30 protein-coding genes are annotated in these 22,817 nt (G+C 48.1%); all 30 read right to left on the reverse strand.

From position 1 onward, the window contains the following. Positions 1 to 122 precede the first annotated feature (122 nt). Complete coding sequence (locus ACLTOQ_RS06740; protein ID WP_412319131.1) at positions 123 to 2,615, reverse strand: ABC transporter permease; 2,493 nt, start codon at positions 2,613 to 2,615, stop codon at positions 123 to 125. Next, positions 2,612 to 3,286, reverse strand: coding sequence for an ABC transporter ATP-binding protein (locus ACLTOQ_RS06745; protein WP_412319132.1), 675 nt, complete (start codon positions 3,284 to 3,286; stop codon positions 2,612 to 2,614). Before ACLTOQ_RS06745 ends, ACLTOQ_RS06740 begins: the two co-directional genes overlap by 4 nt. Before the next feature lie 68 nt (positions 3,287 to 3,354). Further along, the gene (locus ACLTOQ_RS06750; RefSeq protein WP_412319133.1) at positions 3,355 to 4,455 is read right to left on the reverse strand and encodes an ATP-binding protein; all 1,101 of its coding nucleotides are present in this window, start codon (positions 4,453 to 4,455) and stop codon (positions 3,355 to 3,357) included. Next, positions 4,443 to 5,120 (reverse strand): response regulator transcription factor, encoded by a 678-nt coding sequence (locus ACLTOQ_RS06755; RefSeq protein ID WP_412319134.1) that lies wholly within the window; start codon positions 5,118 to 5,120, stop codon positions 4,443 to 4,445. The genes ACLTOQ_RS06750 and ACLTOQ_RS06755 overlap by 13 nt, the downstream gene beginning before the upstream one ends. Positions 5,121 to 5,385: 265 nt before the next feature. Next, positions 5,386 to 6,042 (reverse strand): hypothetical protein, encoded by a 657-nt coding sequence (locus tag ACLTOQ_RS06760; RefSeq protein ID WP_412319135.1) that lies wholly within the window; start codon positions 6,040 to 6,042, stop codon positions 5,386 to 5,388. Between the two features lie 17 nt (positions 6,043 to 6,059). Next, positions 6,060 to 6,776 carry a DUF4313 domain-containing protein gene (locus ACLTOQ_RS06765; protein ID WP_412319136.1) on the reverse strand — a complete coding sequence of 239 codons (717 nt, stop codon included), beginning with the start codon at positions 6,774 to 6,776 and terminating at the stop codon, positions 6,060 to 6,062. A 128-nt stretch (positions 6,777 to 6,904) separates the two neighbouring features. Next, positions 6,905 to 7,228: a hypothetical protein gene (locus ACLTOQ_RS06770; protein WP_008394742.1), complete on the reverse strand. Its 324-nt coding sequence runs from the start codon at positions 7,226 to 7,228 to the stop codon at positions 6,905 to 6,907. Next, complete coding sequence (locus ACLTOQ_RS06775) at positions 7,225 to 8,319, reverse strand: DUF4313 domain-containing protein (RefSeq protein WP_148336090.1); 1,095 nt, start codon at positions 8,317 to 8,319, stop codon at positions 7,225 to 7,227. The genes ACLTOQ_RS06770 and ACLTOQ_RS06775 overlap by 4 nt, the downstream gene beginning before the upstream one ends. A 48-nt stretch (positions 8,320 to 8,367) precedes the next feature. Continuing rightward, positions 8,368 to 8,967, reverse strand: a complete 600-nt coding sequence (locus ACLTOQ_RS06780) for a hypothetical protein (RefSeq protein WP_173885396.1) — start codon at positions 8,965 to 8,967, stop codon at positions 8,368 to 8,370. A gap of 101 nt (positions 8,968 to 9,068) precedes the next feature. Beyond that, positions 9,069 to 10,298: an ATP-binding protein gene (locus ACLTOQ_RS06785; protein ID WP_412319137.1), complete on the reverse strand. Its 1,230-nt coding sequence runs from the start codon at positions 10,296 to 10,298 to the stop codon at positions 9,069 to 9,071. Positions 10,299 to 10,416: 118 nt separating this feature from the next. After that, complete coding sequence (locus ACLTOQ_RS06790) at positions 10,417 to 10,908, reverse strand: adenylosuccinate lyase (protein ID WP_412319138.1); 492 nt, start codon at positions 10,906 to 10,908, stop codon at positions 10,417 to 10,419. After that, positions 10,905 to 11,444: a decarboxylase gene (locus ACLTOQ_RS06795; protein WP_412319139.1), complete on the reverse strand. Its 540-nt coding sequence runs from the start codon at positions 11,442 to 11,444 to the stop codon at positions 10,905 to 10,907. Before ACLTOQ_RS06795 ends, ACLTOQ_RS06790 begins: the two co-directional genes overlap by 4 nt. Positions 11,445 to 11,619: 175 nt before the next feature. Continuing rightward, the gene (locus ACLTOQ_RS06800; RefSeq protein WP_173885392.1) at positions 11,620 to 12,105 is read right to left on the reverse strand and encodes a hypothetical protein; all 486 of its coding nucleotides are present in this window, start codon (positions 12,103 to 12,105) and stop codon (positions 11,620 to 11,622) included. Next, positions 12,098 to 12,526, reverse strand: coding sequence for a DUF6809 family protein (locus ACLTOQ_RS06805; protein WP_173700511.1), 429 nt, complete (start codon positions 12,524 to 12,526; stop codon positions 12,098 to 12,100). Before ACLTOQ_RS06805 ends, ACLTOQ_RS06800 begins: the two co-directional genes overlap by 8 nt. 35 nt (positions 12,527 to 12,561) lie before the next feature. Continuing rightward, positions 12,562 to 13,245: a YkgJ family cysteine cluster protein gene (locus ACLTOQ_RS06810; protein ID WP_412319140.1), complete on the reverse strand. Its 684-nt coding sequence runs from the start codon at positions 13,243 to 13,245 to the stop codon at positions 12,562 to 12,564. Positions 13,246 to 13,349: 104 nt separating this feature from the next. Then, positions 13,350 to 13,595, reverse strand: coding sequence for a hypothetical protein (locus ACLTOQ_RS06815; protein WP_006874321.1), 246 nt, complete (start codon positions 13,593 to 13,595; stop codon positions 13,350 to 13,352). Positions 13,596 to 13,658: 63 nt separating this feature from the next. Next, a complete protein-coding gene (locus ACLTOQ_RS06820) occupies positions 13,659 to 14,198 on the reverse strand; it encodes a hypothetical protein (protein WP_008394752.1) in 540 nt (179 codons plus the stop codon). Positions 14,199 to 14,301: 103 nt separating this feature from the next. After that, entirely contained in the window at positions 14,302 to 15,135 is an 834-nt protein-coding gene (locus tag ACLTOQ_RS06825; protein WP_006874319.1) for a hypothetical protein, read from the reverse strand. 38 nt (positions 15,136 to 15,173) lie between these two features. Further along, entirely contained in the window at positions 15,174 to 16,247 is a 1,074-nt protein-coding gene (locus ACLTOQ_RS06830; protein WP_006874318.1) for a DUF932 domain-containing protein, read from the reverse strand. Between the two features lie 45 nt (positions 16,248 to 16,292). Beyond that, positions 16,293 to 17,108 carry a hypothetical protein gene (locus ACLTOQ_RS06835; protein WP_008394754.1) on the reverse strand — a complete coding sequence of 272 codons (816 nt, stop codon included), beginning with the start codon at positions 17,106 to 17,108 and terminating at the stop codon, positions 16,293 to 16,295. Positions 17,109 to 17,223: 115 nt separating this feature from the next. Next, a complete protein-coding gene (locus ACLTOQ_RS06840; RefSeq protein WP_025529798.1) occupies positions 17,224 to 17,625 on the reverse strand; it encodes a single-stranded DNA-binding protein in 402 nt (133 codons plus the stop codon). A 293-nt stretch (positions 17,626 to 17,918) separates the two neighbouring features. Further along, positions 17,919 to 18,527 carry a hypothetical protein gene (locus ACLTOQ_RS06845; RefSeq protein WP_008394758.1) on the reverse strand — a complete coding sequence of 203 codons (609 nt, stop codon included), beginning with the start codon at positions 18,525 to 18,527 and terminating at the stop codon, positions 17,919 to 17,921. Positions 18,528 to 18,694: 167 nt separating this feature from the next. Continuing rightward, entirely contained in the window at positions 18,695 to 19,486 is a 792-nt protein-coding gene (locus ACLTOQ_RS06850; protein WP_008394760.1) for a CPBP family intramembrane glutamic endopeptidase, read from the reverse strand. Between the two features lie 158 nt (positions 19,487 to 19,644). After that, positions 19,645 to 20,100, reverse strand: coding sequence for a hypothetical protein (locus ACLTOQ_RS06855; protein ID WP_318281134.1), 456 nt, complete (start codon positions 20,098 to 20,100; stop codon positions 19,645 to 19,647). 2 nt (positions 20,101 to 20,102) lie between these two features. Beyond that, complete coding sequence (locus tag ACLTOQ_RS06860; protein WP_025529799.1) at positions 20,103 to 20,798, reverse strand: hypothetical protein; 696 nt, start codon at positions 20,796 to 20,798, stop codon at positions 20,103 to 20,105. Between the two features lie 60 nt (positions 20,799 to 20,858). Further along, positions 20,859 to 21,440, reverse strand: coding sequence for a sigma-70 family RNA polymerase sigma factor (locus ACLTOQ_RS06865; protein ID WP_008394765.1), 582 nt, complete (start codon positions 21,438 to 21,440; stop codon positions 20,859 to 20,861). Between the two features lie 16 nt (positions 21,441 to 21,456). Continuing rightward, positions 21,457 to 21,873, reverse strand: coding sequence for a zinc-finger-containing protein (locus ACLTOQ_RS06870; protein WP_412319184.1), 417 nt, complete (start codon positions 21,871 to 21,873; stop codon positions 21,457 to 21,459). Between the two features lie 47 nt (positions 21,874 to 21,920). Beyond that, positions 21,921 to 22,268, reverse strand: coding sequence for a hypothetical protein (locus tag ACLTOQ_RS06875; RefSeq protein WP_003499640.1), 348 nt, complete (start codon positions 22,266 to 22,268; stop codon positions 21,921 to 21,923). A gap of 91 nt (positions 22,269 to 22,359) precedes the next feature. Further along, the gene (locus tag ACLTOQ_RS06880; protein ID WP_006873414.1) at positions 22,360 to 22,581 is read right to left on the reverse strand and encodes a DUF6133 family protein; all 222 of its coding nucleotides are present in this window, start codon (positions 22,579 to 22,581) and stop codon (positions 22,360 to 22,362) included. 61 nt (positions 22,582 to 22,642) lie between these two features. After that, the gene (locus ACLTOQ_RS06885; RefSeq protein ID WP_006873413.1) at positions 22,643 to 22,789 is read right to left on the reverse strand and encodes a hypothetical protein; all 147 of its coding nucleotides are present in this window, start codon (positions 22,787 to 22,789) and stop codon (positions 22,643 to 22,645) included. Between the last annotated feature and the right edge of the window lie 28 nt (positions 22,790 to 22,817).

A 22,817-nucleotide genomic window follows, 5' to 3' on the forward strand; every position in this document is an offset into this window, starting at 1 on the left:
CAGAATCAGCACAGCAAATAGACAAAAGCTCCTTTATCCACCTGCTTTCACTGATAAGGTCATTCTAAAACCTAAATGTCCACAAAATATTAGAAAGTTCGGACAGTTCAAAAAATAGTGTTCTACTCAACCGTTTCAATGGAATCTACAATACTCATTTTTGAAATTTTCCGCAGAGGAATTGCTGTTGCCAGCAAGCAAGCCCCTACTGCCAAGAGGGTTGCTTCAAGAATGGGTATGACAGGAATTGCAACAAGCTGGAGGGTGTCGCTCGTGGCCGCCTCAATGAAAATCGTACAAACATATCCCAGCACGCTTCCAATCACAGAGGCAATAATCCCGTAATATGCACCTTCCCAAAGAAAAGTTTTATAGAGGCTACCAGCGCTCATTCCAATGGCCCGCTGCATACCGTTTTCTGTTACTCTGGTGTGAATATTCGTGTAAACGGTATTGATGATGTTAAGAATGCCGATTAGGCCAACAAAAAGAATCAGTCCCCATGCCAGCATTTGAATCTGTGCAAAACTTTCTTTTAGTTGCTGGTCGGTTTCTTCATATGACAAGAATGTTGTCCCCGGTGTTTTATTACAAAACGCCTCGATAAATGTATCAAAGTTTTCCCTGTCTGCGCCCTCATTCAGCGTGGGCAAAAACTCTGAATAGGTATCTTTTCCCGTCAGGCGTTCATAGATAGCGTCATCAACGATTACCTGGACACCATTTGTGAAACCGCCATTGCCAATACCAAGATAACCGTCATAACCATCTAAGGTTTTCAAAACATCCAGCTCCGTTTCCGCAACACAGATGCTTTCTCCAGCCTCTATGTTTGTAAATTCAAGAACATCTTCGCCGTAGCTCATTGGAATAGGATTCCTTACGATACAGGCGTTCCCTGATTTCAGTTGTCCGAGCTGTTCTTCTGATAATTGATCCCCCATGAAATAATCCCAATATTCATCGTTCAATCCGACAACCTGAAAAGTTTCGCCGGGTTTTAGTTGAAATTCAAGACTGATTCCATCGAGCTGCCCATTTTCATTTTGTTCGTAAAGCGAAAACTGTATAGCAGCTACGCTCTGTACTGCTTTATTTTTCTTTAAGGTATTCAGATCGTCTGCGGTAAATCCAACACTTTCATTTGTGATCTGATAATCTCCTAAATGGTTATCTTGCAGGGCACTTGCAGCGTTCAGTAAAGAGGAAAAACCTTGCAGTGCAATAAAAACCGTGATACTCATAACAAGGGACAAAATTGTAATTGCAGTACGGCCTTTATTTCTCTTTAAGTTCAGACGGGCATAGTATGCTTCAAAATTATGGATTTTCTTTGTTTTACGCTTTCTGCGTCGAATTTTCAGATTTGTTCCAGACATCGCCATAATAGGGGATACCCTTGCGGCTGATCTGGCTGCTGGTAATGCTGCAAACAACGCAAACGCCAAAGTGATTGCTCCGCTTAATATCAGTAAGGTTCCATTCAAAGAACTGTTTTCTGCTATTAGGGTTTTCAATTCGGAAGAATCCTGAACCAAGAACAATTCAGGAGAAACCAGGCCGGTAGCTGCCTCTAAAATCCCTCTGGCACTCAAAAAGCCAAGAAGCATACCAATAGGAATCCCAATCAGACACAATAGGGTTACTTCGATTACAATGATCTGATAAAGCTGTCCTTTTTCGCCTCCAATAGCCCGAAGTGTTCCATATCCCTTTATCCGTTTTGATACAGATATTTTCAGAATGTTGTAAATCACAAGACCAGCAGCCAGCAAAATCAAAGTACCCACTAATATCCCTGCGACTGTCATAAAAGAGAATCCCTTATCATTAGCACCCTCGGAATTTGCAGTATAGGAAATTCCCAAGGCGTTCAAATATACAATATTATAGCTGGTATCAAGTTCATGGATATTAAATTCCTTATTGATGTCATCGACAACTGCTTGAAAATTCTTTTTATCGGCAGTCCGAATATCCACATTGTAATAAATATAAGATTCCGTTAAAAGTTGTTCAGCAGTTCCTTCCCCTACAACTCCCGTAACAGTGCCGCTTGTATATCCCAAGTAGTTATTTTTCAATATCCCTGTAAGAACAAATTCTGCTGTATAGGAATAGCTGTCCGCAATGTTGTGGCGAAGATTTTTTTGCAGTGAAAGTGTAATCTTATCTCCAATACCGCCCTCAAAGCCAAGATATTTCAGAATATCTTCAGAAAGCGCTATTTCCATCGAGGCTTCCGGCAGGCGACCTTCCTCTATACTGGTACTTGATGGGTAGATAGCGGCAGTATCATCCAAATACTCCATCAAACCAAGGGTAAGAGATGGGGAGAGTTCTAAACTTCCCATATAAATAGATTTGCCTACATAGGAAAGACGCTCATCCTGTTCCAGTGCATGAAGCTGCTCTGCATTCATCTGCAAAAAAGTGGCATATCGGTTTCCTCCGACAGCGATGGCCTGCTGTTCCCGCATTGCACTAAGTACGCCAATGGATTGTCCCACAATAGTTGTCATCATAGTAGACAGCACAACGGCAATCAAAATAAGAATAGAAGTGACTTTTTGGGATAGCAGTTCTTTTAATGCTAATGTACGATAAGATTTCATTTCGCTGTCACCTCCGCAAGCAAACCATCTACGATCTGAAACTGGCGGTCTGCCATTCGCGCAATACGGCTGTCATGGGTAATGACAACGAGAGCTTTACCCATCTTTTTCCATATATTTTGAAGCAGTTCCATGACTTTGCCGCCGCTTTTGCTGTCCAGATTTCCCGTAGGCTCATCAGCAAAAATCACATCTGGTTTTGCAATCAAAGCGCGGGCAATGGCTACACGCTGCTGCTGGCCGCCGGATAACTCATGGGGCAGATGTTCCAAGCGCCCCTGAATGCCAAGCAGTTCTGTAAGCTGCTTCAGGTATGCTTCATCCGGTTTTTGTTTATCCAGCAAAAGAGGCATGATAATATTTTCTTTCGCCGTCAAAACCGGAAGCAGATTAAATTGTTGAAAAATAAATCCGATCCGTTTCCGGCGGAATGCCGACAACTCCTTATCGCTGTAACTGTAAATATCTTTACCATCGTAGGTCAGCGAACCGGAAGATGGCTTATCCAAGCCGGAAAGCAAATGGAGCAGGGTACTTTTTCCGCTTCCAGATGGTCCCATAATAGAAATAAAATCGCTGGATACAATTTCGAGATTCGCATGATCCAAAGCCACCACTCGGTTTTCACCGTCACCATAAATCTTTGATAAATTCTTTGCCTCAATATTCATAAAAAACACTCTCCTTATTTGTGGTATAAGGAGAGTGTAAATGATAAATCTCAAAAATTGCTCAAGGATTACACGAAATGAAAAATGGCAGTTGCGGATGCACCGCCCCCGGCCTGATTTTCCAAAATCAATCGTCCACCATGTTTTTCACATAAAATTCTGCTGCTGTAAAGTCCCATTCCGAAATGTGAGGAATTGCTACTTGTCGTTTCAAAGGGATTTGGCCCATTCTGCACGAGAGACAGCGGATACCCCGCACCGTCATCCTCTACTTTCAGGACCAAAGAATCATTTTGCAGCGTTATTTGAATAGAGATTGCTTTTTCTGCAAATCGCGCTGCATTTCCAATCAGATTTTCCGCTACGGTAAGAAATAGCCCGTGATCTATACAAACTGTTCCATCTGATGGTACTAAAACAGAAACTTTTTTGGATAGTGCTAACAGCCGTGCTGTTTCCTGCAATTCACTCTGCAAAACTGATAGTCTGATTTCTTTTGGCTTAACAGAGAGTTGTTCCAATTTTTGAACACTGCTCATAGCTTCTACATACTGCTCGATCCGTAAAGTGTAACTTTCCAGCCGGTCTATGGTCTGTTCATCCTGAATACCTTGCCGCAAAAGTTTTACACTTCCTTTTAAGACCGTAATCGGGTTACGCAGATCATGGGAAAATGCGGCATTGAGCCGTTTGCGTTCCTCGGCCTGTTGCCACAACAGCCGATTCGATTTCAAAAGTTCACTCCGCATTTCTTCAAAGGCAGCACATAGCTGTCCCATTTCATCGTTAGACAAAATCGGTAGCGAAAAATCCAGATCATTATTCTGAATCCGCATAATGCCATTTTGCAGGCAGGAAATAGGCTGCTTCAATTTGAGATAATAAAAAAGAAAGACTGAAACAATCAATCCACCTACCGGGAAAAGAATACAGGAAAGCGTCTGCACAATATTTAGGATAGCCAAAATGCGCTGTTGTGACGCCGTAGGAGATGGCAGGGGTACGATTGAACCATCCGATAGGATTTCTACACCGCCTAAAGGATAATAGTTTTCAATGCCACGGCAAAGAAAGATAACCGCACCAAGCAGGAGAAATGCCACTGCTAAACAGGAGAGGGATAATAACAGGAAAGATTTCTTTAGTCCCATATTTTTTAGGCGTTCCACCGATACCCACACCCCCAAACTGTTTCAATGTAATTGTGCAATGTATGTGCTGCAAATTTAGCGCGTATTTTCCGGATATGCTCCATAATTGTATCGCTGTTTCCGTCCCCATCTAATCCCCACACACGCTCATAAATCCGCTCACGATCAAAAACCTGTCCTGCATTAAGGGATAAAAGTTCTACAATCTCAAACTCCCTCTTAGATAGCGGGATGTTCTGATTATTGATTGTAACTGTTCGGGCGGAATAGTCCAGTATCAATTCACCAAAGAAGCGTACTGCCGAATTATTTTGGCGTCGCTGCTCCCGGCGCAGATGTGCAGCAATACGCGCCCCCAATTCATCCAAATCAAAGGGCTTGACGATATAATCATCCGCCCCGGCCTGAAATCCAATAATCTTATCGCTGGATTCAATACGAGCAGTCAAAAAAAGAATGGGACAGGCTATGTGTTCCCGTATCTGCTGGCATACAGTCAGACCATCCATTCCCGGCATATTGATGTCCAATAAAATTAAATCTGGTTTGCAGGCTACTTTTTTGAGTGCTTCTTGGCCGCTATAAGCGGTCAGAATATCATATTGTGTTTGAAAATAACTCTGTATCATATCGACAATACCGCGTTCATCATCAACGACCAGTAATTTAAGATTCAAAATCATGCACCTCCATTCTTTATATGATATATGGTAAATCTCAAAAATCCCTCAACTTCCTTTGCTTTTGCGGATATTATAACAGGCAAATGTCTGCGAAATATTACAACGGACAGATTTTGAAAAATATATTACCTTATAATTATATAGCAGGTTGACTTTTGCAACAAGATTTTATAAGTGTATAGCAAAATAAATAACTATTTCATAGAGAAAAATGCACCGAATACAGAGTCGATAGGCATACTGTATCCGGTGCGTTGCAGACTTTTTAACCTTTCAGATAGTAATGTACATACACATTATAATCTCGACGCCTAGTAATCAGCCGCAGCCAGATATAAAAGTGAGCAGTTTCCGAATACAAATTGAATTCGGTGGGCTCGCTGGTGGGTTGGGCGTACCCTCGGCAGAACCGTGTCAAGGTGTCCAAATTCCGAAACTCCGGCAGTTGGAATAGCGCATCCTGGAAAGCATCAATTTCACGGGCAACTTCCAGAACAGGCGTATCCTTTTGGCACTGATGCCAGGTGGTCCACCATTTCCATCCATCATAATCAGAACGGGAATAGGCTATCTCGCTGGCAGGACGGGAGCCTTGCTGAAACAGATCTTCAAAGGCGCAGGAAGTAGTCAGTAGCGGATCTTCAAAATTGGTCTGCTGCTGGCTCAAACCGTTTTTGACAGCTGCCCATTCTGTTAGAGGGAGTGGGCAACGGTTGGCATCACGCAGGGCTTCATCCATACCGCACGCCTCGCAGATATGGACATCTGCATAGCGGCTCAGGGCGTTGATGACCAGCCTGCGGTCCAGCGTCTGACCACACCGAAGACACAGGGGTGGTTGCTCTGCCTCTGGGGTAAACAGCAGTTTGTCCTGCTGCCATACGGTTTCCAACAGGGATTTGGGATAGATACGGATCTTCATGATGATGTCCTCCTATTTTATTGTCTTTCATATTCGTACCGTTTCCTCCGGTCTTCAGACCAGGGAGGGTAGACACGCAATTCTTCCTGAAACATGGCCATCAGCTCGGTTGCCATGTCCTCTTTACGCCGATAGATGCGCTGCTTCTCTGTGCCATCTGCATAGAGGATGGTAGTTTGGAGTGCGGGACCTTTCTGCGTGAAGATGAATTTGCGGCCATGAGAAGGGTCAAATGCCTCGATCCAGAGGGGCAGGGTGGAGGAACTCCCATCCAGACACCGCCAGCCGCTGTAATCGGTGTAGCTGAATCCGTTGATTTCTCGCGCCAGTCTTCGCAGGGCAAGATACAGCCGCTCAAAGCGGCGCCCAAGTTCGCCTTTCTGCCGCCGGATGTAGAGGGTGTGCCCCTCATGATCCAGGGCATCCAGTTCTTTGCCATTAAACAGGTATTCAGGGTAAAGGCAGCCATCCGATTCAAGAATTTGCCCGGTAGGTTCCGCAAGGTGATTGTCTGACAGCCAGACTGGAAAAAGTCCGTCTGCGGCTTTTATATTGATGAAAGCGCAGTGGTCGGGCCGGATTCCGGTTAAGTTGGTGGTAAGGGTTTCCCAAAAAATCAGGATGCCGTGATCCTTTTCATAAAGCTTGATGGCGAGATTGCCGTTGGGATAGGTACTGATTTTCAAAGTCAGCTGGGATCGGTGTTCGCCCAGTGTAAATACGAGAGTATTCATAAGCGTTTTCCTCCAAAGAAGCACCGGACGCCTGCAAAAATGCAGATTGCCGGTGCTTCTTAGTGTGTGTTCCGGACAAGGAACCCGGAGCAGGGAGAGGAATGCAGTTCCTCTCTGGTCATCGTCAGCTACACAGCCAAAGTTTTTGACTCGAACTGATAGCGCAGAACCTGAGCCAGTTTTGTCCTGTTTTCACAAGTAATGCGATAGGTAGGGCCATAGTTGTGCCGCTGTTCATCCATCCTTCGAATGGAAATGCTAAATCGGGGGCCCTCCTGAGTGATCCACAGACGCCTGCCCGTGGCAGCATCTTCAGCAATAATCCATAAAGGGCACTGCATGGTCATGTAGGTCTGGGGGTAAGCACGCCAGCCGCTGCGGTCATGGTAACAGAAACCGGGGGTAGTCTGCCGCCTTTCATTCAGTACATCATAAACTGCCTTATATTTCATGCGCTGCACCGCCTTTCAAAGTTTTTCAGGTAGCCTGCATACCCTTCCGGGTCCAGCTCCTGCAGCCGGTTGGCACGAAAACGATATTCGGGATAGGTGCAGAACCCACTCTGCATGGTGCGACCGGTTGGGATAGCCAGACCATGTCGTATGAGCCAAGTGGGAAATTCCGAATCGGCATTGGTGTCGATAAAGGCATGGCCTTTTTGCCGTTGGCCGGGCAGGTTGACGGTGAGAGTCGCCCAGGGTTCCGGGTCGCCGCTTTCCCATGTCACCATTTGTATGGCAAGGTTTCCATTCAGGTAGGAAGTCACCTGCAGCTGGATGGGGTGCGTGGCGCCAAATTTCTTGTAAGGCAAGGTAACAGGTGCCGCATCGATATCCGGTTCTTCGTCCGCCACGCCCAGTTCCCAACTAAGAGACAAAATCTGGCTCTGACTCAGCGTGCGGGAATATTTCTTTGCGTATTTTGGCTTGAAGAGCAGGGCACCGTCCTGCAGGAGCAGTTTTCCTTCTTTTTGGTCCTGGATACAGCGCAGGCCATGCAGACGGGGCTTTGCGCGCTCCACAGCATCGTGGATCTTCGGGTGGTCAAACCATATGGAATACTGTACGGCTACATGGAGATGGGGATGCTCCTGAAAGCGTGAGCATAGGAGATCCAGCACTTGTTGACAGACTTTTCTCCGTTTCTCCAGCGTCTGACGCTCGTTAAAGGTCAGCGTGAAATACGAGAAATCCCGTTCGGATGCGTCTGCGGCGCCGCTAAAGGGATTACACCAGAAGTACAGATCCCATCGGTCGCTGCCATAGGACACAGGGATATTTTCGTCATACTGGTAGCAGACAAAGTCCTGTGCGATGGCTTCCATGACGGGTTTCATTGCTGCGCTGCTCTCCAAACTTGCCTGACGGATATACTGTTCCCATTCTTCGCGGGTGTGGCTGTCATAAAACTGTTTGTTGGCTGCGGCCTCTGCTTCGGTGCATAGGGATTGCAGGCGCAGGGAGTGGACGTCTTCTTTGGCATAGCCTTTTTCAAACCATCTGGTATCAATATTCATATGGGAACGATCTTCGTGGATTTTCATTTTGTATCCTCCTTGTGTATAGGTGCTGCATTTTTTGACGCAGTGCGGTCATTGGTCTTTCCAGTCATAGAGCAGTAGGTCATGTCCGGAAGATTTGGCTTCGGTTCTTTTGTCCCGGAAACGGTAGTTGGTAAACACAAAGCCGGTGGGCTTGTGGGTATAGCGGACAGCCAGAATGTGGAACTGACTATTTAGCCATTCGGCTGAGTCTACTGCTTCCTCAGCGGTGTTCTCAACATCGGTGGCAAAGAGCCAGTTTTCCCAGTACCAACCATGCCCAACCGTTTCTCTGGCATCCGGCAGGGAGAGCAGCTTTTCCCTTAGTGCTTCCTGATTCTGCAGGTGCGGATATTGTGTATGAACGGACTGCACCAGCGATTGGCGGAATTGGCAGAAAGGTACGAAGGGTTTCTTGCCTTCAAAGTTACCATTGCCGTCCAGTGCACAGACTACGCCACCTGCAATCACTTCAAAGATGAGGTCTTCCCGGATGAGACTGCCATTTTCATTCCAGTCCGGTGTAGAGCTGTACCATGCGCCGCTTTCGGTATCCCGGTTGTAGTAGCGTACCGGTTCTGCAATGGTGCAGAATACATCTATACAGAATCCGGGATCTTCAAACAGAAAAGATATTTGTCGTTTTATCATCAGGTGTTTCCTCCTAAATGAAAAAAGGACCGGCAGGCCGCTAAATGCAGTCTGTCGATCCTTTCGGTTATAAGCCGCAGGTAATGCGGCAGGGTTCCTCGTTAAATCAAAGAGATAGGCACGATCAGATTGTTCTGATCAAAAGCGCCCAACTGGTCAGCCATGCACAGGATAGCACCAGTGCCGCGCTGCAGTGGGGACTTGTCGATCAGGTCAAATACCTTCGTCAATTTCTTTGGCGGCGAGGCCATCTTTTTGATCTCGATGGGAAACAGTTTTCCGTCCCGCTCCAGGATCAGGTCGATTTCTCTGGCATCCTTATCCCGGTAATAGTACAGGAATGGCTCCTGACCGGCGTTCTGATAGGTCTTGATGATTTCCGCTACGGTATAGTTTTCCAGTAGTGCGCCGCTCATGGCTCCTTCCATGGCTGTCTCCGGACTGCTCCAACGGGTCAGGTAGCAGACAATGCCGGAGTCGTAGAAGTAGAGCTTGGGTGTGGATACGGTGCGTTTGAGGACATTATTGGAATAGGGCTCCAATAAAAAGATGATCCCCAGCGCCTCCAGAACATGAAGCCAGTTTTTGGCTGTGGTCTGGTCGATCTCCGCATCATCGGCAATGCCCTTGTAATTGACCTGCTGGGAAGTCCTGGCGGCAACAGAACGCAGGAACCGCAAAAACTTCAAGCTGTCAATGTCATTGGACAGCCGCCGCACATCCCGTTCCATGTAAGTGTCAATGTAACTGGAATAGAAGATGGAGGCATTGGAATAAGTTCCTGTGACCAGGGCAGGCATCCCGCCCTGATGGATACGCTGAAAGACCTCTGGCGTGTTCAGCATTTGGCGTCCGTTCTGCCGTTCTGACAAAAGAGGCAGCTCCAGGCTGAACGGTGGTTCAGGGGGCCGTTTCATGATCTCACTCTGGGAAAGCGGTGAGAGGTGGAGCAGAGCCACCCGGCCTGCCAGAGATTCCTGTACGCCCTTCATCATCTTGAAAAGCTGAGAACCCGTCAGCCAGAAATCGCCGGGCTGATGGCGTTCATCTACCATGATTTTGATATATGGGAACAGTTCCGGTGCGTATTGCACTTCGTCAATGAGCAGCGGCGGCTGATACAGCTGAAAGAACATCTTTGGGTCCGTCTTGGCGAGTTCCCGCAGCGTCAGATCATCCAAAGAGACCTTCTTGCGCCCCTTGCCCTCGACCTCTATCAAATGTTCCAGCATGGTAGTTTTTCCAACCTGCCTTGGTCCGGTAAGCAGAAGCACAGGATACTGTTCATTCAGCTCCATCACCGGTTTCTCCATGTGTCGGGTGATATACACAGGCGTTCCTCCTTTCTCGATTTCGGCTGATATATTATTATATACCTATTTTAGCCGAAAAAATCTGATTTTGCAAGTAGGCAGCCTGCAAAGTAAATTTCAGTAGCGATTTTAAGGGTCATTCCTGCGCAGCGGAGGGGTTGATCATTTCCTTCAGACTGGCGATATACTGCCTCCATGCCTGCCTGGATTCCTCAGCACGCTTCAACTCGGCAAGCTGTTCTTTCAGAGACAGGGCTTCAAACTCGCATTGGCGGCAGTCTCTATCAATATCCTGAAAGATACGGTTCAGGATGGAGAGAGCCAGTTCTGTAACAGTGGGGCTGTGTTCATCAAGTTCCCTGCGGCCCTGACGGAACAATTCCAGATAGCGCTCATACTGCTGTTCACTGATGAATTCCCAGCCGTAGGCTTCCTGGATGTCGCTTTCGCTATGGTATTGCATGGCCGCTTCAAATTCTGCCTCGCGGTCTGCGGCTTCCTTTTCGATGTGCCGCCTGAGCTTGGCGCGGATGCGCTCCAAGTCTTTGAGCAAAAGCGTACAGGCTTTGGCCTCCATGAGATAACCGTGAGCCTCGCTGTTTAGATATCGTTGGGATGTTTCTTTCATGCGGCAGATTCCTCCTTGGATTTGGATTGGACAAAGAGCAGGAACCCTTTGCTGGTATCCTCCAGGAGTTGCCATGTACCATCCCTCCAGACGCAGGCGGTTGCATCGTTGTAGATTTCTGGCGTCTTGGGCGGGTCGTCAAAGCATTCCGGCGTCACATAAAGGCACATATGTCCCATATAGAAGGGCTGCAGAGCTGCTTCTATCTCTTTGCGCAGGGCAAGGGCGAGTGATTCGATCTCGTCAATATCCTGACGCTGGAAGGCAGCATCTGAGATCTGTTTGAGCCGCTTGGTTTGCTTCACAGCTGCATCAATATAGGGTACGGCCTCATCAAAGTATTTGTGTTTGATCCGCATACCATCGAATACCAGAAAGCGGGTATAGGCGGTAGCGGCTTTACAGATGTCTTGCCGCAGGATATCAAATGGTTTTTTGTACTTGGTTTTCAGCACCTCCATGGATACGACCTGCAGGTTGCGCCGCAGGGTTTCCAGATGGTTCACTAAAGTGGTGCGTAGTTCATCTCGTTCCATAGGCATCCTCCGTGGGTAGCTTCCGGGCGGTTATCCGCGCCGGAAGTGGCGGCAGTGCTTATGCACATTGGCGTGGGTAAACGCAAAATTCTTGCAAGCCAGCAATCGGTTCCGTTCTCTGGGGGATTGTCGGGCAACGCTTGCATGATACTTTTTAACAGGTGTTTTTATAGGGTTATTCGAGTTCAGGTTCCCAAGGGGTATCTTCCTCATAAGGCGCAGCCTCCTTTTCATTGTCAGCGGACTTGCCGGCAGCCCGTACCGTCAGTAGAAGGGCATCTTCCCCGACATCGTTGCTGTGGGACTTTCTGGCGCGTTTCTTTTTGCATTTTTCCACCGCTTTGTCATAGTCGTAGCCGATACCAGCTTGCAGTTTATCCGCAATTTTACGCAGTTTTTCTGCATGGTACTCGTAGGTAGCACGATGGAATCCAGTCAGCTCCCACTGATCGCACACTGATTCCAGAAGCCGGACATAGTCCCGCAGTGCATTGACCGTTTTGTAGATATCGCCATAGCAGGTAGTAAAGGTATGGGCGCCATCAAGATCCCGAAAGCAAAAAGTCAGTTCTTCCCCTAAAAACTGTTCCAGTTGGACTGATTGCGCGATCATTGGCCGAAAAGCTTCCTGGGGCAGTTCGGGCAGTCTGTTTTCATCCATTATTATCCTCCCCATGTTCCGGTACTGGCGGCTGTGGGCCTAAGCCTGCCGCAAACATCTGCACAGCGGTACGGTAGCCAGAGGCGTATGCTTGCTCCAATACAGCAGAATTGCGGCATTGTACCGCAGCCTGATACTGTTCAAAAGCGATGGACGCCTCGTTTGAGAGCAGCGGAAGCAGAGCTTTTTCTTTCTGCTGTACTGCCTGATTAAAAGGCGCGAGGCGTTTATCGGGCTTGAACACATCTGCTTCATATTCACCATAATAGAGCGAAGTGAGAAAGTGTTGGTCTGCCGGAAAGGATATAGCAGATGGTGCAGGGCGGGAAAGCGCCGCCGCAATGTCTTTGAGTGTGTTGATCAGTGCGGGGAGCTGAACATTAAAAAATCTTTGCCCCATCGCTGTTTCGTGTAAATTCATAAAATAAGGCCCCCTTTCTAAAAGCCATTTGCCTTTTACTGTTCCCCGGCAATCCGGTGCAGGTCTGCTAACAGGTGTCGGTTATTCTGCTCATACTGAGGCTGAAAAGGCTGGTCTAAATCAAAATTGTAATAGCGGTAGTAGAGCACCTTGAATACAATGCCCTGCCGCATGGTAGGGTCAATGGCGCGCATCAGTTTGCCCAGTTCGGTAGCAATCTCATATTCCCGCTTCACATATTCTTTGTCTTCCCGCTTAAAATTCTGATACAGCCAGTCCTTGACGGATACCCGGCTGCCGGTAAAGTGGCTCTGGTGTCGGTTCAGACACAGGCAGTATTCAAAATCGCGGCCACGCTCCCCTGGACCTACGGTAAGAGGATAGATACGGCAGGTGCGGGTACGGGCAGGGTAGACAGAACAGCGCCCATCCGTAAGGAAGATGCAGGAGCCGTTAGGGACTTTTGTCTTGAGCATATAGATAGGGAAGCCTTCCTCAGTCAGTGGTTCTGGTTCGCAGTAACGGAACAGGAAATCCTCTATTCCTTCGATGGGCTCACCCTTTGCCCGGAGGTAGCGGGCCAGACAGTAGGCGTCCAGACTCTCCACCATGACACAGCCTTCGATATTGCGGCAGCACGCCCCGCATTGACGGCAGGAAAAGGTAAACTGGTCTTTGGGGCGGACTGGTTGGATCTCATTCATGATTTCTTCGTTCATTTTGTTCCTCCATAAAAAGAGCCGTGACGGAATGGTATCCGCCACGGCCAGAACTTGTGGAATAGTCAGCGTGAGCCGGCTGTTCCAATCCATTTACAGCCCCTTCACGCACATGCGGCCAATCTCACAGGGAGCGGACTGACAGCCGCCAGCGGAAAAGGGGACATGGAGAGATGGTAGTGGGAGTTCTGCGTTTCAAAACGGACGCAATCCTCCGACTCCTCCAGAATCGCCACCACACGCGAAGTATGGTAGATGTTTCCTCCGGCGTGCAGAATCGCACCCCGTCCAACAGACAGTGGACGCAGCAGAGAACCATTCAAAACGATCTGTTTCTTTTCTTTCTTCATTCGGTTTGACCTCCAATCTTTTTGAAAATGTGGATGTAAGGGTATTTCTTATCTGTAATGGGTTCATCCATAGCAAATATCCAGCAGCACATCATGGACTTCAGCCAGCAACTCTTTAATGCGCCGCATAGGAACCTTCTGGGTGCGGGCAATCTCACGGATGCCATAGCCGCCCTGTTTCAGATGCACAATATCCATTTGCTGCTTAGAGACTCTGCCGGCCAGCTCGTGGAGAAGAAGATCCATTTCCAACTGCTGCATGATTGGGTCATGGGCAGGAATGGTATCTTCTAAAGGCGCACCATCGGGATATAACCCGACATGAATACTGAGAACCTCCATATTGCGTTTGCGGCGAGTTTGGTATCGATTGTAATTAGATAAAGCCCCCTGCATTGATTTCCAGCTGATTGTGGCGAAGGAGTATTTCTGAAGCTTGGGCTCGTTGAAATAGCGATACACTGCTCGGAGATAGCCAAAAATGATCACATCGTAAAACTCATCTTCCGGCAGACGGTTTTCATTTAAAAACTTGTAGACTAGACCATGATGATCGGCGGCAAATGCCTGCTGTTCTTTGTTTAATGGTACTTCACATAACATAGTGGTTTCCTCCTTAAATAAAAAAAGAGGGATACCTCCGGTGTGTTAGACCGAAGGCATCCCTTTGTTTATGTGTCATGTGGCACAAACCACATCAAGATACTTATGCAGGCAGCTGTTCGCAGTCACCATTGATCTGGCTGACAGTATAGTGACCATCTGCCGGCTCGTTGGTCATGGCGCCAGGCTCGATTACATAATCGCAGCCGGTGTCGCGCTGCTCCTCAGTGATTTCGGCACGCTGCTGGAGCAGGAGTTTGATCTGCTCCTTAAAACTGTTGGCGTAAGCCCGGATCTGAGCCAGCTCCTCGCCCTGGAAATCCTGCAGCAGTTTGAAGGTAGCAACACTGTAGTCATTGGTGCCGTTGTTCTCACGCTTGAGACCAATCTGCACGATACTGCCGTAAGTGGCGCGGCGGCGGAGCATGAAGGCCCGGTTCAGAAATTCCTTGAAGGGCTTGATGCTGGTAGGAGGCAGATTTACCTGCAGAGGCATGTATTCACCACTGCGAAGCAGGTAGAGCACACGCATATTTTTACAGGCTTTTCCCTTGCTGCCATCAGGTGCAGAACCAAAGCGGTTCATCACGCAGGCAGCACAGGCGCCTCCGGGAGTGCCGATGCCAACCTTGCCATCCACAGAAGAACAAAGCGGCGTGGTATCGTCGTCATATTCGCTGCCAGCCGGCCAGTAGGCGCAGGTGGCGTGGTTATGCAGAATGACGCCTACCAGATTCTTTTCATAGTCGGGATTGTCCGGATCATCGGACGGCATCTCAAACTGGAGTGTGCCGCCGGCGGGAATCTTGACACGCTGAAAACTCATCTGCAGACCATCGGCGTCCTCAGCCAGTTCCTCGGCGCTGAAATCGCCTTCGATCATAGTGGGGAGCATGAATTTTTCCTGTTTCATCAAATCGCTGTTCTGATTATACATAGTGGTTCCTCCTTAAAAACTGTGATGGTTGCAGATGGTCAGGCGGCCATCTGATTGATACGGTTCCACTGCTGTCGGGGCATGGACAGGATATTGTATCCGATCCCCTCCAGGGCAGTGGCGCGGTCATAGCTGTCCACATCCTGACTAAAGCGTGTTACGGCATTGGATAGCCCATAGAGGGTCAGATCCTTGCCTTCAATCAGACGCTGCAGAACGCCGGTGCTTTCTTCCTCGGTGATATTGAAATCCTTGCTTGCCAGACGGACAACGCCGGGAATATCAGTGGTATTCATCTGAACGGTTGTGGCTTCACGCATCATGCCAACTACCCGTGTAAACCGCGTTTCATCCACGGCGGCCATCACGGTATCTTTGATCTTCATGGCAAATGCGTGGTCATCAGCGGCCAATGTCTCCTGTGAGAACAGTTGAAAGTTTTCATCTGCCTCATTGACCCGGCCGATGTGAGTGCGGCGAGTCTGGGCATCGTTGACGACCATGCCGTTACTGCATACCAGCCGATAGACCAAAGGCTGGATGTTGACGGAACCCAGTCCAACTTCGCTATTGCTGATGATAACGCCGGACTGTACGATGTCACCGGGTACAACTTCGGCTTCAAGCCGCTTGTTGACTACCTTGATGTACATACGGCTGTCCGTGATCTGGCAGCTTTCAAAATAGGCGTCCTCCATTTGCTGAATGACAGGGAGGACGATTTCTGCAATGTCCAGATTGTCAATGCGGCGATAGCGGTTGCTCAAAAACGCCCGTACAGTGCCATCCAGAGTGCGGACCATACGCTGGGTCGGTTCCCGCTGGAACCAGGAATTCACATTCTCCGCCAGCAGTTCTGGATAATCGGAAAGCATACGGTCATAGTAAGCAGCCGGAATCTTCAGATGTGTGCCGATCTGCCGATGGGCGATCTGGTTAATCTCCAATGGCTCTACCAGTGGGTCATCGTGGTCATCAAAGGTATGGAGATAAAGTTGAGAACCAAAAGGTTCTACTTGAAGCCGTCTGGTATCAAGCAAATAGTCTTGCTTGAGTTTGGATTGGCGTTCAATCTGCTGTGCCATTTCCACGATGGTAAGTCCTGATTTCATTCGTCAAGTTCACTCCTTTCTCTTCGCTCCTTGGCGTCAGAAGCATTACCAGGACACCTGAATGCCCTGGGCAGTGACTTCTGCGGCCAGACCATTGCTTTCCAGTACCTCTGCCAGACGGGGCCAGTAGACCTTCTGGGGAAAGTTGTTCAGATGCTCCTGAGAAACAGCATCTTCGCCCTGCTCAATGCAGATATCACCGTCTTCCCGAAGCGTCAGTTTGCTGTGCCCACGGGAATTAAGGTCGGAGATCAGTGTTTCCAGTACAGAGCGTCCCTGTGTTTCATACCAGATACGGGGATCAACGGGCTGCCTGTTCGGAGGTGTTGTATCATCCTCACCGGTTTCTCCGCCGACCTTGGATAGCGGAACGATCTTGACCATATCGCATTTGATATTGGCGTTCTGATCCAGTGTCACATCAGCGTGATCAAACTCGTCAATGCCAAAAACACGGATGCGGCCGGTACCGCCATTGCGGATCAGCTGCTCCGGCTGCTTTTCACACCACTCGAAGGTGGCTTGCGGATAAGCGGAGCGCAGATATGCCAGAATACGATGGTTGGTGTGGCGAACCAGCAGGTCATCGGAGCTGGTGCTGCCCAGGTCAGGAATTTCAAAATTTCTTGTTTGGATGCCTTCTGCATGGAGTTGTCTGGTGCGCTGCTGACGCTGGCGATGCCGTTTAGCCTGCTGCATATAGGGGAGAAGCAGGATCAAAACTACCCACAGTCCCCAGAGAGTGAAAACGCCCAGAAGCAGCCAGACTTGCCAGGGCCCGCGTACCAGAGCCATAATTGCGATGACCGCACCAATCAGGATCGTGATGCTGCCACTCAAAAGTCCTCTGTCATTATTCATGTTTGATACCATCCTTTTTCTGAATTTGTTGGAAAACAAAAAAAGAGGGACCGCACCAAGCTTTCAGTTTCATTCTGAAAAACTTGATACGGTCCCTCTTGGGCGCCGAAGTAAACTACTCCGGCAGGGATTCACGGTCACCGTCCAATACCTCTGTGGGAGGCGGTGCGGGTTCCGCAGTAATGTCCGGGTCATTCTCCTGTCTGTTCGCTGTGGCGGGCTGTTTGGGGAGGAAACCAAAGTCATTTAGACTGACCTTCAGTTTCTTTTCCAATTTACCGTCCTTCATGCGAACATCTACCAGCCGCTGTGAGCCGGCAAGCCAGATCATACTGCCTTTTTTGACCTTGAATTGCATGAGCCGGGTGACATCTGCATCCCAGGCCCATACCTGATAGAACTGCGTCCAGTTTTTGGTGCGTTCCATCAGATCAAAGCATACATAGCTTTGTTTGGACTGGCTTTCTTTGGGTACGAGGTCGTTCATGACGCGCCCGAACACAAAAATCTGTGCCATAACACTCCTTTCTGCCATTGGCATTATTATCTATATAAAAAAGTGCCAGCAGTTTTTCGGCCCTAAAAGGGCGCAAAAAATCACTGACACTTGCATACAAACTTAACAGCGTGTGCAATGCAGGCTTTTGGCCTACGGTACAGATCAAAAAGACCTGTATTCCCAAATGGGATACGCACAAAAATCAATTACAAGTTCAGTATAGCACTGGATCTTGTGTCTGTCAAGATATAAAACACTATATATAGATTTATTGCCAGTGACAAGCACGATATGTAGTAGTTGAAAAGGTCTTACTCTGTAAGATGGTTCATAACACGGTAGTAGTCATCCAAAAGGTAGAATTGAGTCTTTGTTGGGGATGCCGTTTGATAGTCAAAGGTCAGACCGTATAGGCTGCCGGTGCCATCTACTCCCAGAGGACCAAACCAGCAGGACATTGTATGGCCGTTGAAATACCATAGCTGCAGGTCATTATATTCCGATTCGGTAACGAGTCCTTTGCGTGCCAGCCGAAGGGCCTCATCTTCACTGATCAAAGGATGAGACAGAAAATGGCGGTAGAGATCATCGGACATACCAAGCGCCTGCTGGTAGGTAAGCGGGTTGGGATTGTCCAGCCACCAGCGGGTCAGCGCTTCAAAGTCATGGATGACTGGGTGGGGCGTAAGGCTGCGGAATTGTTTTAGAAAAGCGGTTACCGTTTCCGGATCGGCTGGAGCTGGTACGGGTATTTCCTGCACACAGTTATTGAGAAAGGCAAACGCGATTTTCTCATCGGTTTTGTCCTCCAGCATCAGTCCGAAGCGTGACAAAGGAGCGAGCAGGAAATGCTCCAGCGCAAAGTTTTCTTCCAGAAAGCGATAGACTTTGTATTGTTCAATGGTGTGGGGCTTATACATGGGAAACCCTCCTTTCTTTTATCTACCTAATAAATAGGGACGGAAGGAATGTATTCTGCAAAATATAAGGAAAATGAAATGCTCCCTTTATGGGAGACAGTGAAAATAAACTGTCATCATAAAAGGAGCATTTCAAAACAACTTCATGATTGTTGGTTTGTGACTTCTTATGCAATATTCTTCTTTTTCTTTGCCATAATAAATCCAATTATCATAATCACATTCAAAACAAATACTACAACACTGCCTTCAATTTTATAAATTCCACCAGATAGCAGTTGATTGCCACCGAATGTCATATTAAACAAATGTGGATAGTCCTCTGCAAGTGATACTCCTCCCAAAATAATCGCTCCTACACTATTCCAGAGAAAATGAACGATTATAGGGGCAATTAAAGAATTTGTATATTCCAAAACTGCTGTCATAAACAAACTCATTGTCAAAACATTCAAAACAGGGAGAGTTCCTGCTTCAAAAGCACCTCCATGTGCAAAAGTAAACAGCATGGTAGACACAACAGTTGCCGCAACTACATTGTAGTTTCTCTTTATCATCTGATATAGATAACCACGAACCAACATTTCCTGCATAATTGTGTTGATAAAGGCTGATAGTATCCAGAGCCAGAGCATAGAAATATGATTAGTACCTTCTATCCGTGCAGACCCGGTAAAAAGCAAAATACCGACAGATATACCTAACCAACTTAGTCCAACTGTCCCTCCTAATACACTGCTATAGACGGGGCGCTGTGTGAGATGTAACTTGGTTTTTTTACGATCTACAAACCAAAAAATGACGGTCATAATAACAATCGCCAAAAACGGTATTAGTTCTGCAAAAAACCTCCACAACGCTGTATTGTCAATATCAGGAATCGGTATAACTGATACGAAAATTGCCCATCCAATAAAGAAAATGATAGATTTTAATGATACTTCTATTAGTTTTTTCATATCTCTAAAACTCCTTGATGCTAATTTACATAAAGTACATTATACATCACTTTGTCAAGGAGTTGAATCCTTTTTGTAAAATGATTGCAATATAAATAGATTTCTGTTCCCTCAAAAAACATTAGGGGGATGTCAGTCATATCTTTCAGTTCCGCTTTCTACGGCTCGCTGATTGCTTCATAGCCCAAAAAGCTGTTCGTTGAAAGTGCGGCATCCAGATAGTCATTTCCAACGGTAGGTCGTGCCCCTTTCTGAAAGTAAAATCGGTAGGGTTCGCCTATTTTAAGCCGGGCCGATTTACTGAGAAGCAGTGTGATCTCTACGCCATGGCTGTCTATCAGATGTACTTTGCGGTAGCGGCGGAGCATAGGTGTACTGATACCGGCGCAGATGCCTTCCACTACTTCGTAGTTCTTATGTGCCGCAGTCACCCAGATTCCTCTACAGGATATAAGACAGGCGCAGAGTACGATAATTCCCAATGCCAGCAGGATATGATCTTTAGTCGCCACGCAGATGATGACGCTGATTCCCGCACTGGCGATTCCGGCCAGCAGAGTGAGCAGAAACTTTCTCTGCAATACAGTGGGAAAAAGAGTCCATTGTTCCATCATGCTCATACCCTCTCAAAGATAATCTGCTGCCGCAGATAAAGATTGGCAACGGCTAATGTCACCGGTTTGCTGCTCTGGCTGATTTTGACCATGCTGGCAATGTTGTCACTGGTGGTCGTTTCATCGCCGTAGAGGGAATCCAAAAGCGCACATTCATTGGGGAGACGGGAAATATTTTTATCTATGCACTTGATGATCTCAGCAGTGGAGAGCAGGGCTTGTCCGGCAAGGCGCATGACCAGAGCTTCGTATTTGGTGCGTTTATCTTTCTGGAACAGTTTCCGCGCGGCGGATACCGGAACATGTGCCAGCAGCGTCAGCTTGACAAAAGAGGCGAGCCGGAGGAAGAACGGTCCGCTGGTTGGGATAATGCTGAGCGAGCCAAGCAGGTCATACAGAGCATCGTATTCTGTTTCACCACTGCCGGATACCAGAAGGCCACGGGTCAGCAGGCGGTTTGTACAGTCTTCCCAAGACCGCTCGGTACAGTAACCGGATGCGGTGGATAGCTTTTCGTATTCTTGTGCGATGTCATCCCAGCGAAGGATTCTCCAGTTGAGCATGCTCCAAATCACCATTTCCTGCATATCGACCATGTACTCCTGACCGCCTAACAGGATGATTGGACAACTGCGGTTGCAGCCGTTTGTCCTTCGTTCAAACCGGCCGACCGCAGTGTATAGGGTTTTGATTGCCATATTTCGATACCTCCTTCTTATACATATCCCTTACTGTTGCTGATGCTGATTTTCAACAGATCAAAGCAGGCAGGTTAAAAAGTCAGGGTCATTGCGAAGTTTTTCCAGAGAACGGGAAATCCAGGCGCCTACATGGGAAGGAGGGACTTGATAGAGGGCGGCGATGTCTGTAATGCGCATTCCCTGAACCTTCAGCGCCAGTGCTTCGATGCCAAGTCTGGCAACGCCCTGATAGTTCTGTTTGCTGGCTTCCAGCAGATCAAGGGTCTCCAGACGAGAAAGATGGGAGTCAAAATGGTCGTCTGGCTGGTCTATCTGTTCTCCATCTGCAGCCAGTTCGCCCTGTTCTCCGATGATCAGCCGGCTGATGTGCCGTCCCTGGCTACAGATTTTGCGGCAGTAGGAGAGGATTCCGTTTTTCACAACCTTTTTGGCGTAGGTTGAAAACTGTGCCTGTCCGGCATGGTAGGTAAAGGCGGCCTTGCAGAGCCACAGGCACCCTTCCTGAAACAGATCTCCATACTCCAGACCACAGATGCCGGGATTCACATGGATGTTGTTGACAATGACCCAGTGAACGATGGATAGGTTTTTTTCTACCAGTGTCTGCTGGTCTTTGGTAAGCTTAAAGTTTTGCTTCATCAGGCTTCACCTCCGTTCAGGCAGCACGCCCGGATGTGTACGCCGGAGCCTGCTGACAGAGGGAAATGACTTGCTCGCACATATATTCGGAAAACTGGCCGATGTGGGTCTGGTGTGCATCCAGTCCCAGCTTGGCTTGCAGCCAGATATAGACTTCCCATTTTTCCATATGGCAGTCCTGCTGCAGTTTTTTTAGGGCACGATGGGCTAGAATGCGTTTGTGGCGCAGATCGCCATTCGCCAGTGTCCCCATGGGGAGCAATGTGCGCTCATGAGCACTGACATAGGCATTGCAGGCCGGCCATCTGTTGCAGACATACAGGAATTTTCCTCTGGTCTGTGGAGTAGATCCATACACAAGGCTTGCAGGCCGAAGAGAAGCGTGAGCATGACAATAAGGACATTTGATTTGCTTTTGTTTCAATAAAATCACCTCCATTACGCGCCGATGACGGCGGCATTGCGTCTTAACAGGCAGAATCATCCGAAGTAGGTATCCCGGTCTGGGCATAGCTGTAAAAACGGACATACATGGTCCGAAGAGGTATGCCATTCCAGAAACTTGGTATAAGCAGTCCGAAACGAGCGGCACTCCAGAATTGCAGAGCATTCTTCGGGGTCCACTGCTTCTCCACTCAGCTTCCGCACTGTCTGGACGGACAGAAAGATCGGCTGACAGCCTGCGTCTGCTGCCATCAGGAATCCCTCACAAGATGCCTGCCGGATCATTGGACAAAGTGAACCGCTGCAGCGGATGAACAGGGCGTTACGCCAGTTACCCCGGACTGCCTGCAGAAAGGAATAGAACTGACACGGTTTTTGATTCATGCTTTCACCTCCGTTACAGTACATTTGCATTTCTAAAAATAAAAAAGGAGCCAGCTGCAGAAGTTCTGCAAACTGGCCCCTGATTTGGTGCTTAGGAGAACAGACTTTCAATCTCCTGGGTGATGCGGGGGATGACCGTATCATTGAAGATGAGGGTCAGAGCCGCCAGGAGCAGCGCACCCAAAACTACGGCGATAATGATCTTGACGGCGTCCGAAATGTAAAAATCGCCGCGCTGATTGGACAATGCCATACGGCCGCGGTTGAGCAGATAGTTGGCTTTGGTATAGATATGGGTCGTGAATTTTCTCATGGGTAACCTCCTGTTATATGTTTGATGATTGAGTGGATAGGTATATCAAGTCCACCGTCTGTTAAGCGCGGCGGATAGGCTTGATCAGATTGTTTTTGTTGGAACGGGGCCGGTTCGGATATGCTTTAGGCCGTTGGAACAGCAAGCAACGAAAGCGTCGTTTTTTGGTGCCGGTATCATTCGGCGGATAAAATTTCTTTTTGGGCATAGGCATTCTCCTGTAAAAAATGGAGCCG

Origin of the sequence: Gallintestinimicrobium sp. (genome assembly GCF_046968865.1) — a bacterium.
Taxonomy (GTDB): Bacteria; Bacillota; Clostridia; order Lachnospirales; family Lachnospiraceae; genus Gallintestinimicrobium; species Gallintestinimicrobium propionicum.

Bases quoted from the DNA above. Each gene is read 5' to 3' on its own strand.
- ACLTOQ_RS06740 (WP_412319131.1), bottom strand. From the start codon at position 2,615: ATGAAATCTTATCGTACATTAGCATTAAAAGAACTGCTATCCCAAAAA.
- ACLTOQ_RS06745 (WP_412319132.1), bottom strand. From the start codon at position 3,286: ATGAATATTGAGGCAAAGAATTTATCAAAGATTTATGGTGACGGTGAA.
- ACLTOQ_RS06755 (WP_412319134.1), bottom strand. From the start codon at position 5,120: ATGATTTTGAATCTTAAATTACTGGTCGTTGATGATGAACGCGGTATT.
- ACLTOQ_RS06760 (WP_412319135.1), bottom strand. From the start codon at position 6,042: ATGAAGATCCGTATCTATCCCAAATCCCTGTTGGAAACCGTATGGCAG.
- ACLTOQ_RS06765 (WP_412319136.1), bottom strand. From the start codon at position 6,776: ATGAATACTCTCGTATTTACACTGGGCGAACACCGATCCCAGCTGACT.
- ACLTOQ_RS06770 (WP_008394742.1), bottom strand. From the start codon at position 7,228: ATGAAATATAAGGCAGTTTATGATGTACTGAATGAAAGGCGGCAGACT.
- ACLTOQ_RS06775 (WP_148336090.1), bottom strand. From the start codon at position 8,319: ATGAAAATCCACGAAGATCGTTCCCATATGAATATTGATACCAGATGG.
- ACLTOQ_RS06780 (WP_173885396.1), bottom strand. From the start codon at position 8,967: ATGATAAAACGACAAATATCTTTTCTGTTTGAAGATCCCGGATTCTGT.
- ACLTOQ_RS06790 (WP_412319138.1), bottom strand. From the start codon at position 10,908: ATGAAAGAAACATCCCAACGATATCTAAACAGCGAGGCTCACGGTTAT.
- ACLTOQ_RS06795 (WP_412319139.1), bottom strand. From the start codon at position 11,444: ATGGAACGAGATGAACTACGCACCACTTTAGTGAACCATCTGGAAACC.
- ACLTOQ_RS06800 (WP_173885392.1), bottom strand. From the start codon at position 12,105: ATGGATGAAAACAGACTGCCCGAACTGCCCCAGGAAGCTTTTCGGCCA.
- ACLTOQ_RS06805 (WP_173700511.1), bottom strand. From the start codon at position 12,526: ATGAATTTACACGAAACAGCGATGGGGCAAAGATTTTTTAATGTTCAG.
- ACLTOQ_RS06810 (WP_412319140.1), bottom strand. From the start codon at position 13,245: ATGAACGAAGAAATCATGAATGAGATCCAACCAGTCCGCCCCAAAGAC.
- ACLTOQ_RS06815 (WP_006874321.1), bottom strand. From the start codon at position 13,595: ATGAAGAAAGAAAAGAAACAGATCGTTTTGAATGGTTCTCTGCTGCGT.
- ACLTOQ_RS06820 (WP_008394752.1), bottom strand. From the start codon at position 14,198: ATGTTATGTGAAGTACCATTAAACAAAGAACAGCAGGCATTTGCCGCC.
- ACLTOQ_RS06825 (WP_006874319.1), bottom strand. From the start codon at position 15,135: ATGTATAATCAGAACAGCGATTTGATGAAACAGGAAAAATTCATGCTC.
- ACLTOQ_RS06830 (WP_006874318.1), bottom strand. From the start codon at position 16,247: ATGAAATCAGGACTTACCATCGTGGAAATGGCACAGCAGATTGAACGC.
- ACLTOQ_RS06835 (WP_008394754.1), bottom strand. From the start codon at position 17,108: ATGAATAATGACAGAGGACTTTTGAGTGGCAGCATCACGATCCTGATT.
- ACLTOQ_RS06840 (WP_025529798.1), bottom strand. From the start codon at position 17,625: ATGGCACAGATTTTTGTGTTCGGGCGCGTCATGAACGACCTCGTACCC.
- ACLTOQ_RS06845 (WP_008394758.1), bottom strand. From the start codon at position 18,527: ATGTATAAGCCCCACACCATTGAACAATACAAAGTCTATCGCTTTCTG.
- ACLTOQ_RS06850 (WP_008394760.1), bottom strand. From the start codon at position 19,486: ATGAAAAAACTAATAGAAGTATCATTAAAATCTATCATTTTCTTTATT.
- ACLTOQ_RS06855 (WP_318281134.1), bottom strand. From the start codon at position 20,100: ATGATGGAACAATGGACTCTTTTTCCCACTGTATTGCAGAGAAAGTTT.
- ACLTOQ_RS06860 (WP_025529799.1), bottom strand. From the start codon at position 20,798: ATGGCAATCAAAACCCTATACACTGCGGTCGGCCGGTTTGAACGAAGG.
- ACLTOQ_RS06865 (WP_008394765.1), bottom strand. From the start codon at position 21,440: ATGAAGCAAAACTTTAAGCTTACCAAAGACCAGCAGACACTGGTAGAA.
- ACLTOQ_RS06875 (WP_003499640.1), bottom strand. From the start codon at position 22,268: ATGAATCAAAAACCGTGTCAGTTCTATTCCTTTCTGCAGGCAGTCCGG.
- ACLTOQ_RS06880 (WP_006873414.1), bottom strand. From the start codon at position 22,581: ATGAGAAAATTCACGACCCATATCTATACCAAAGCCAACTATCTGCTC.
- ACLTOQ_RS06885 (WP_006873413.1), bottom strand. From the start codon at position 22,789: ATGCCCAAAAAGAAATTTTATCCGCCGAATGATACCGGCACCAAAAAA.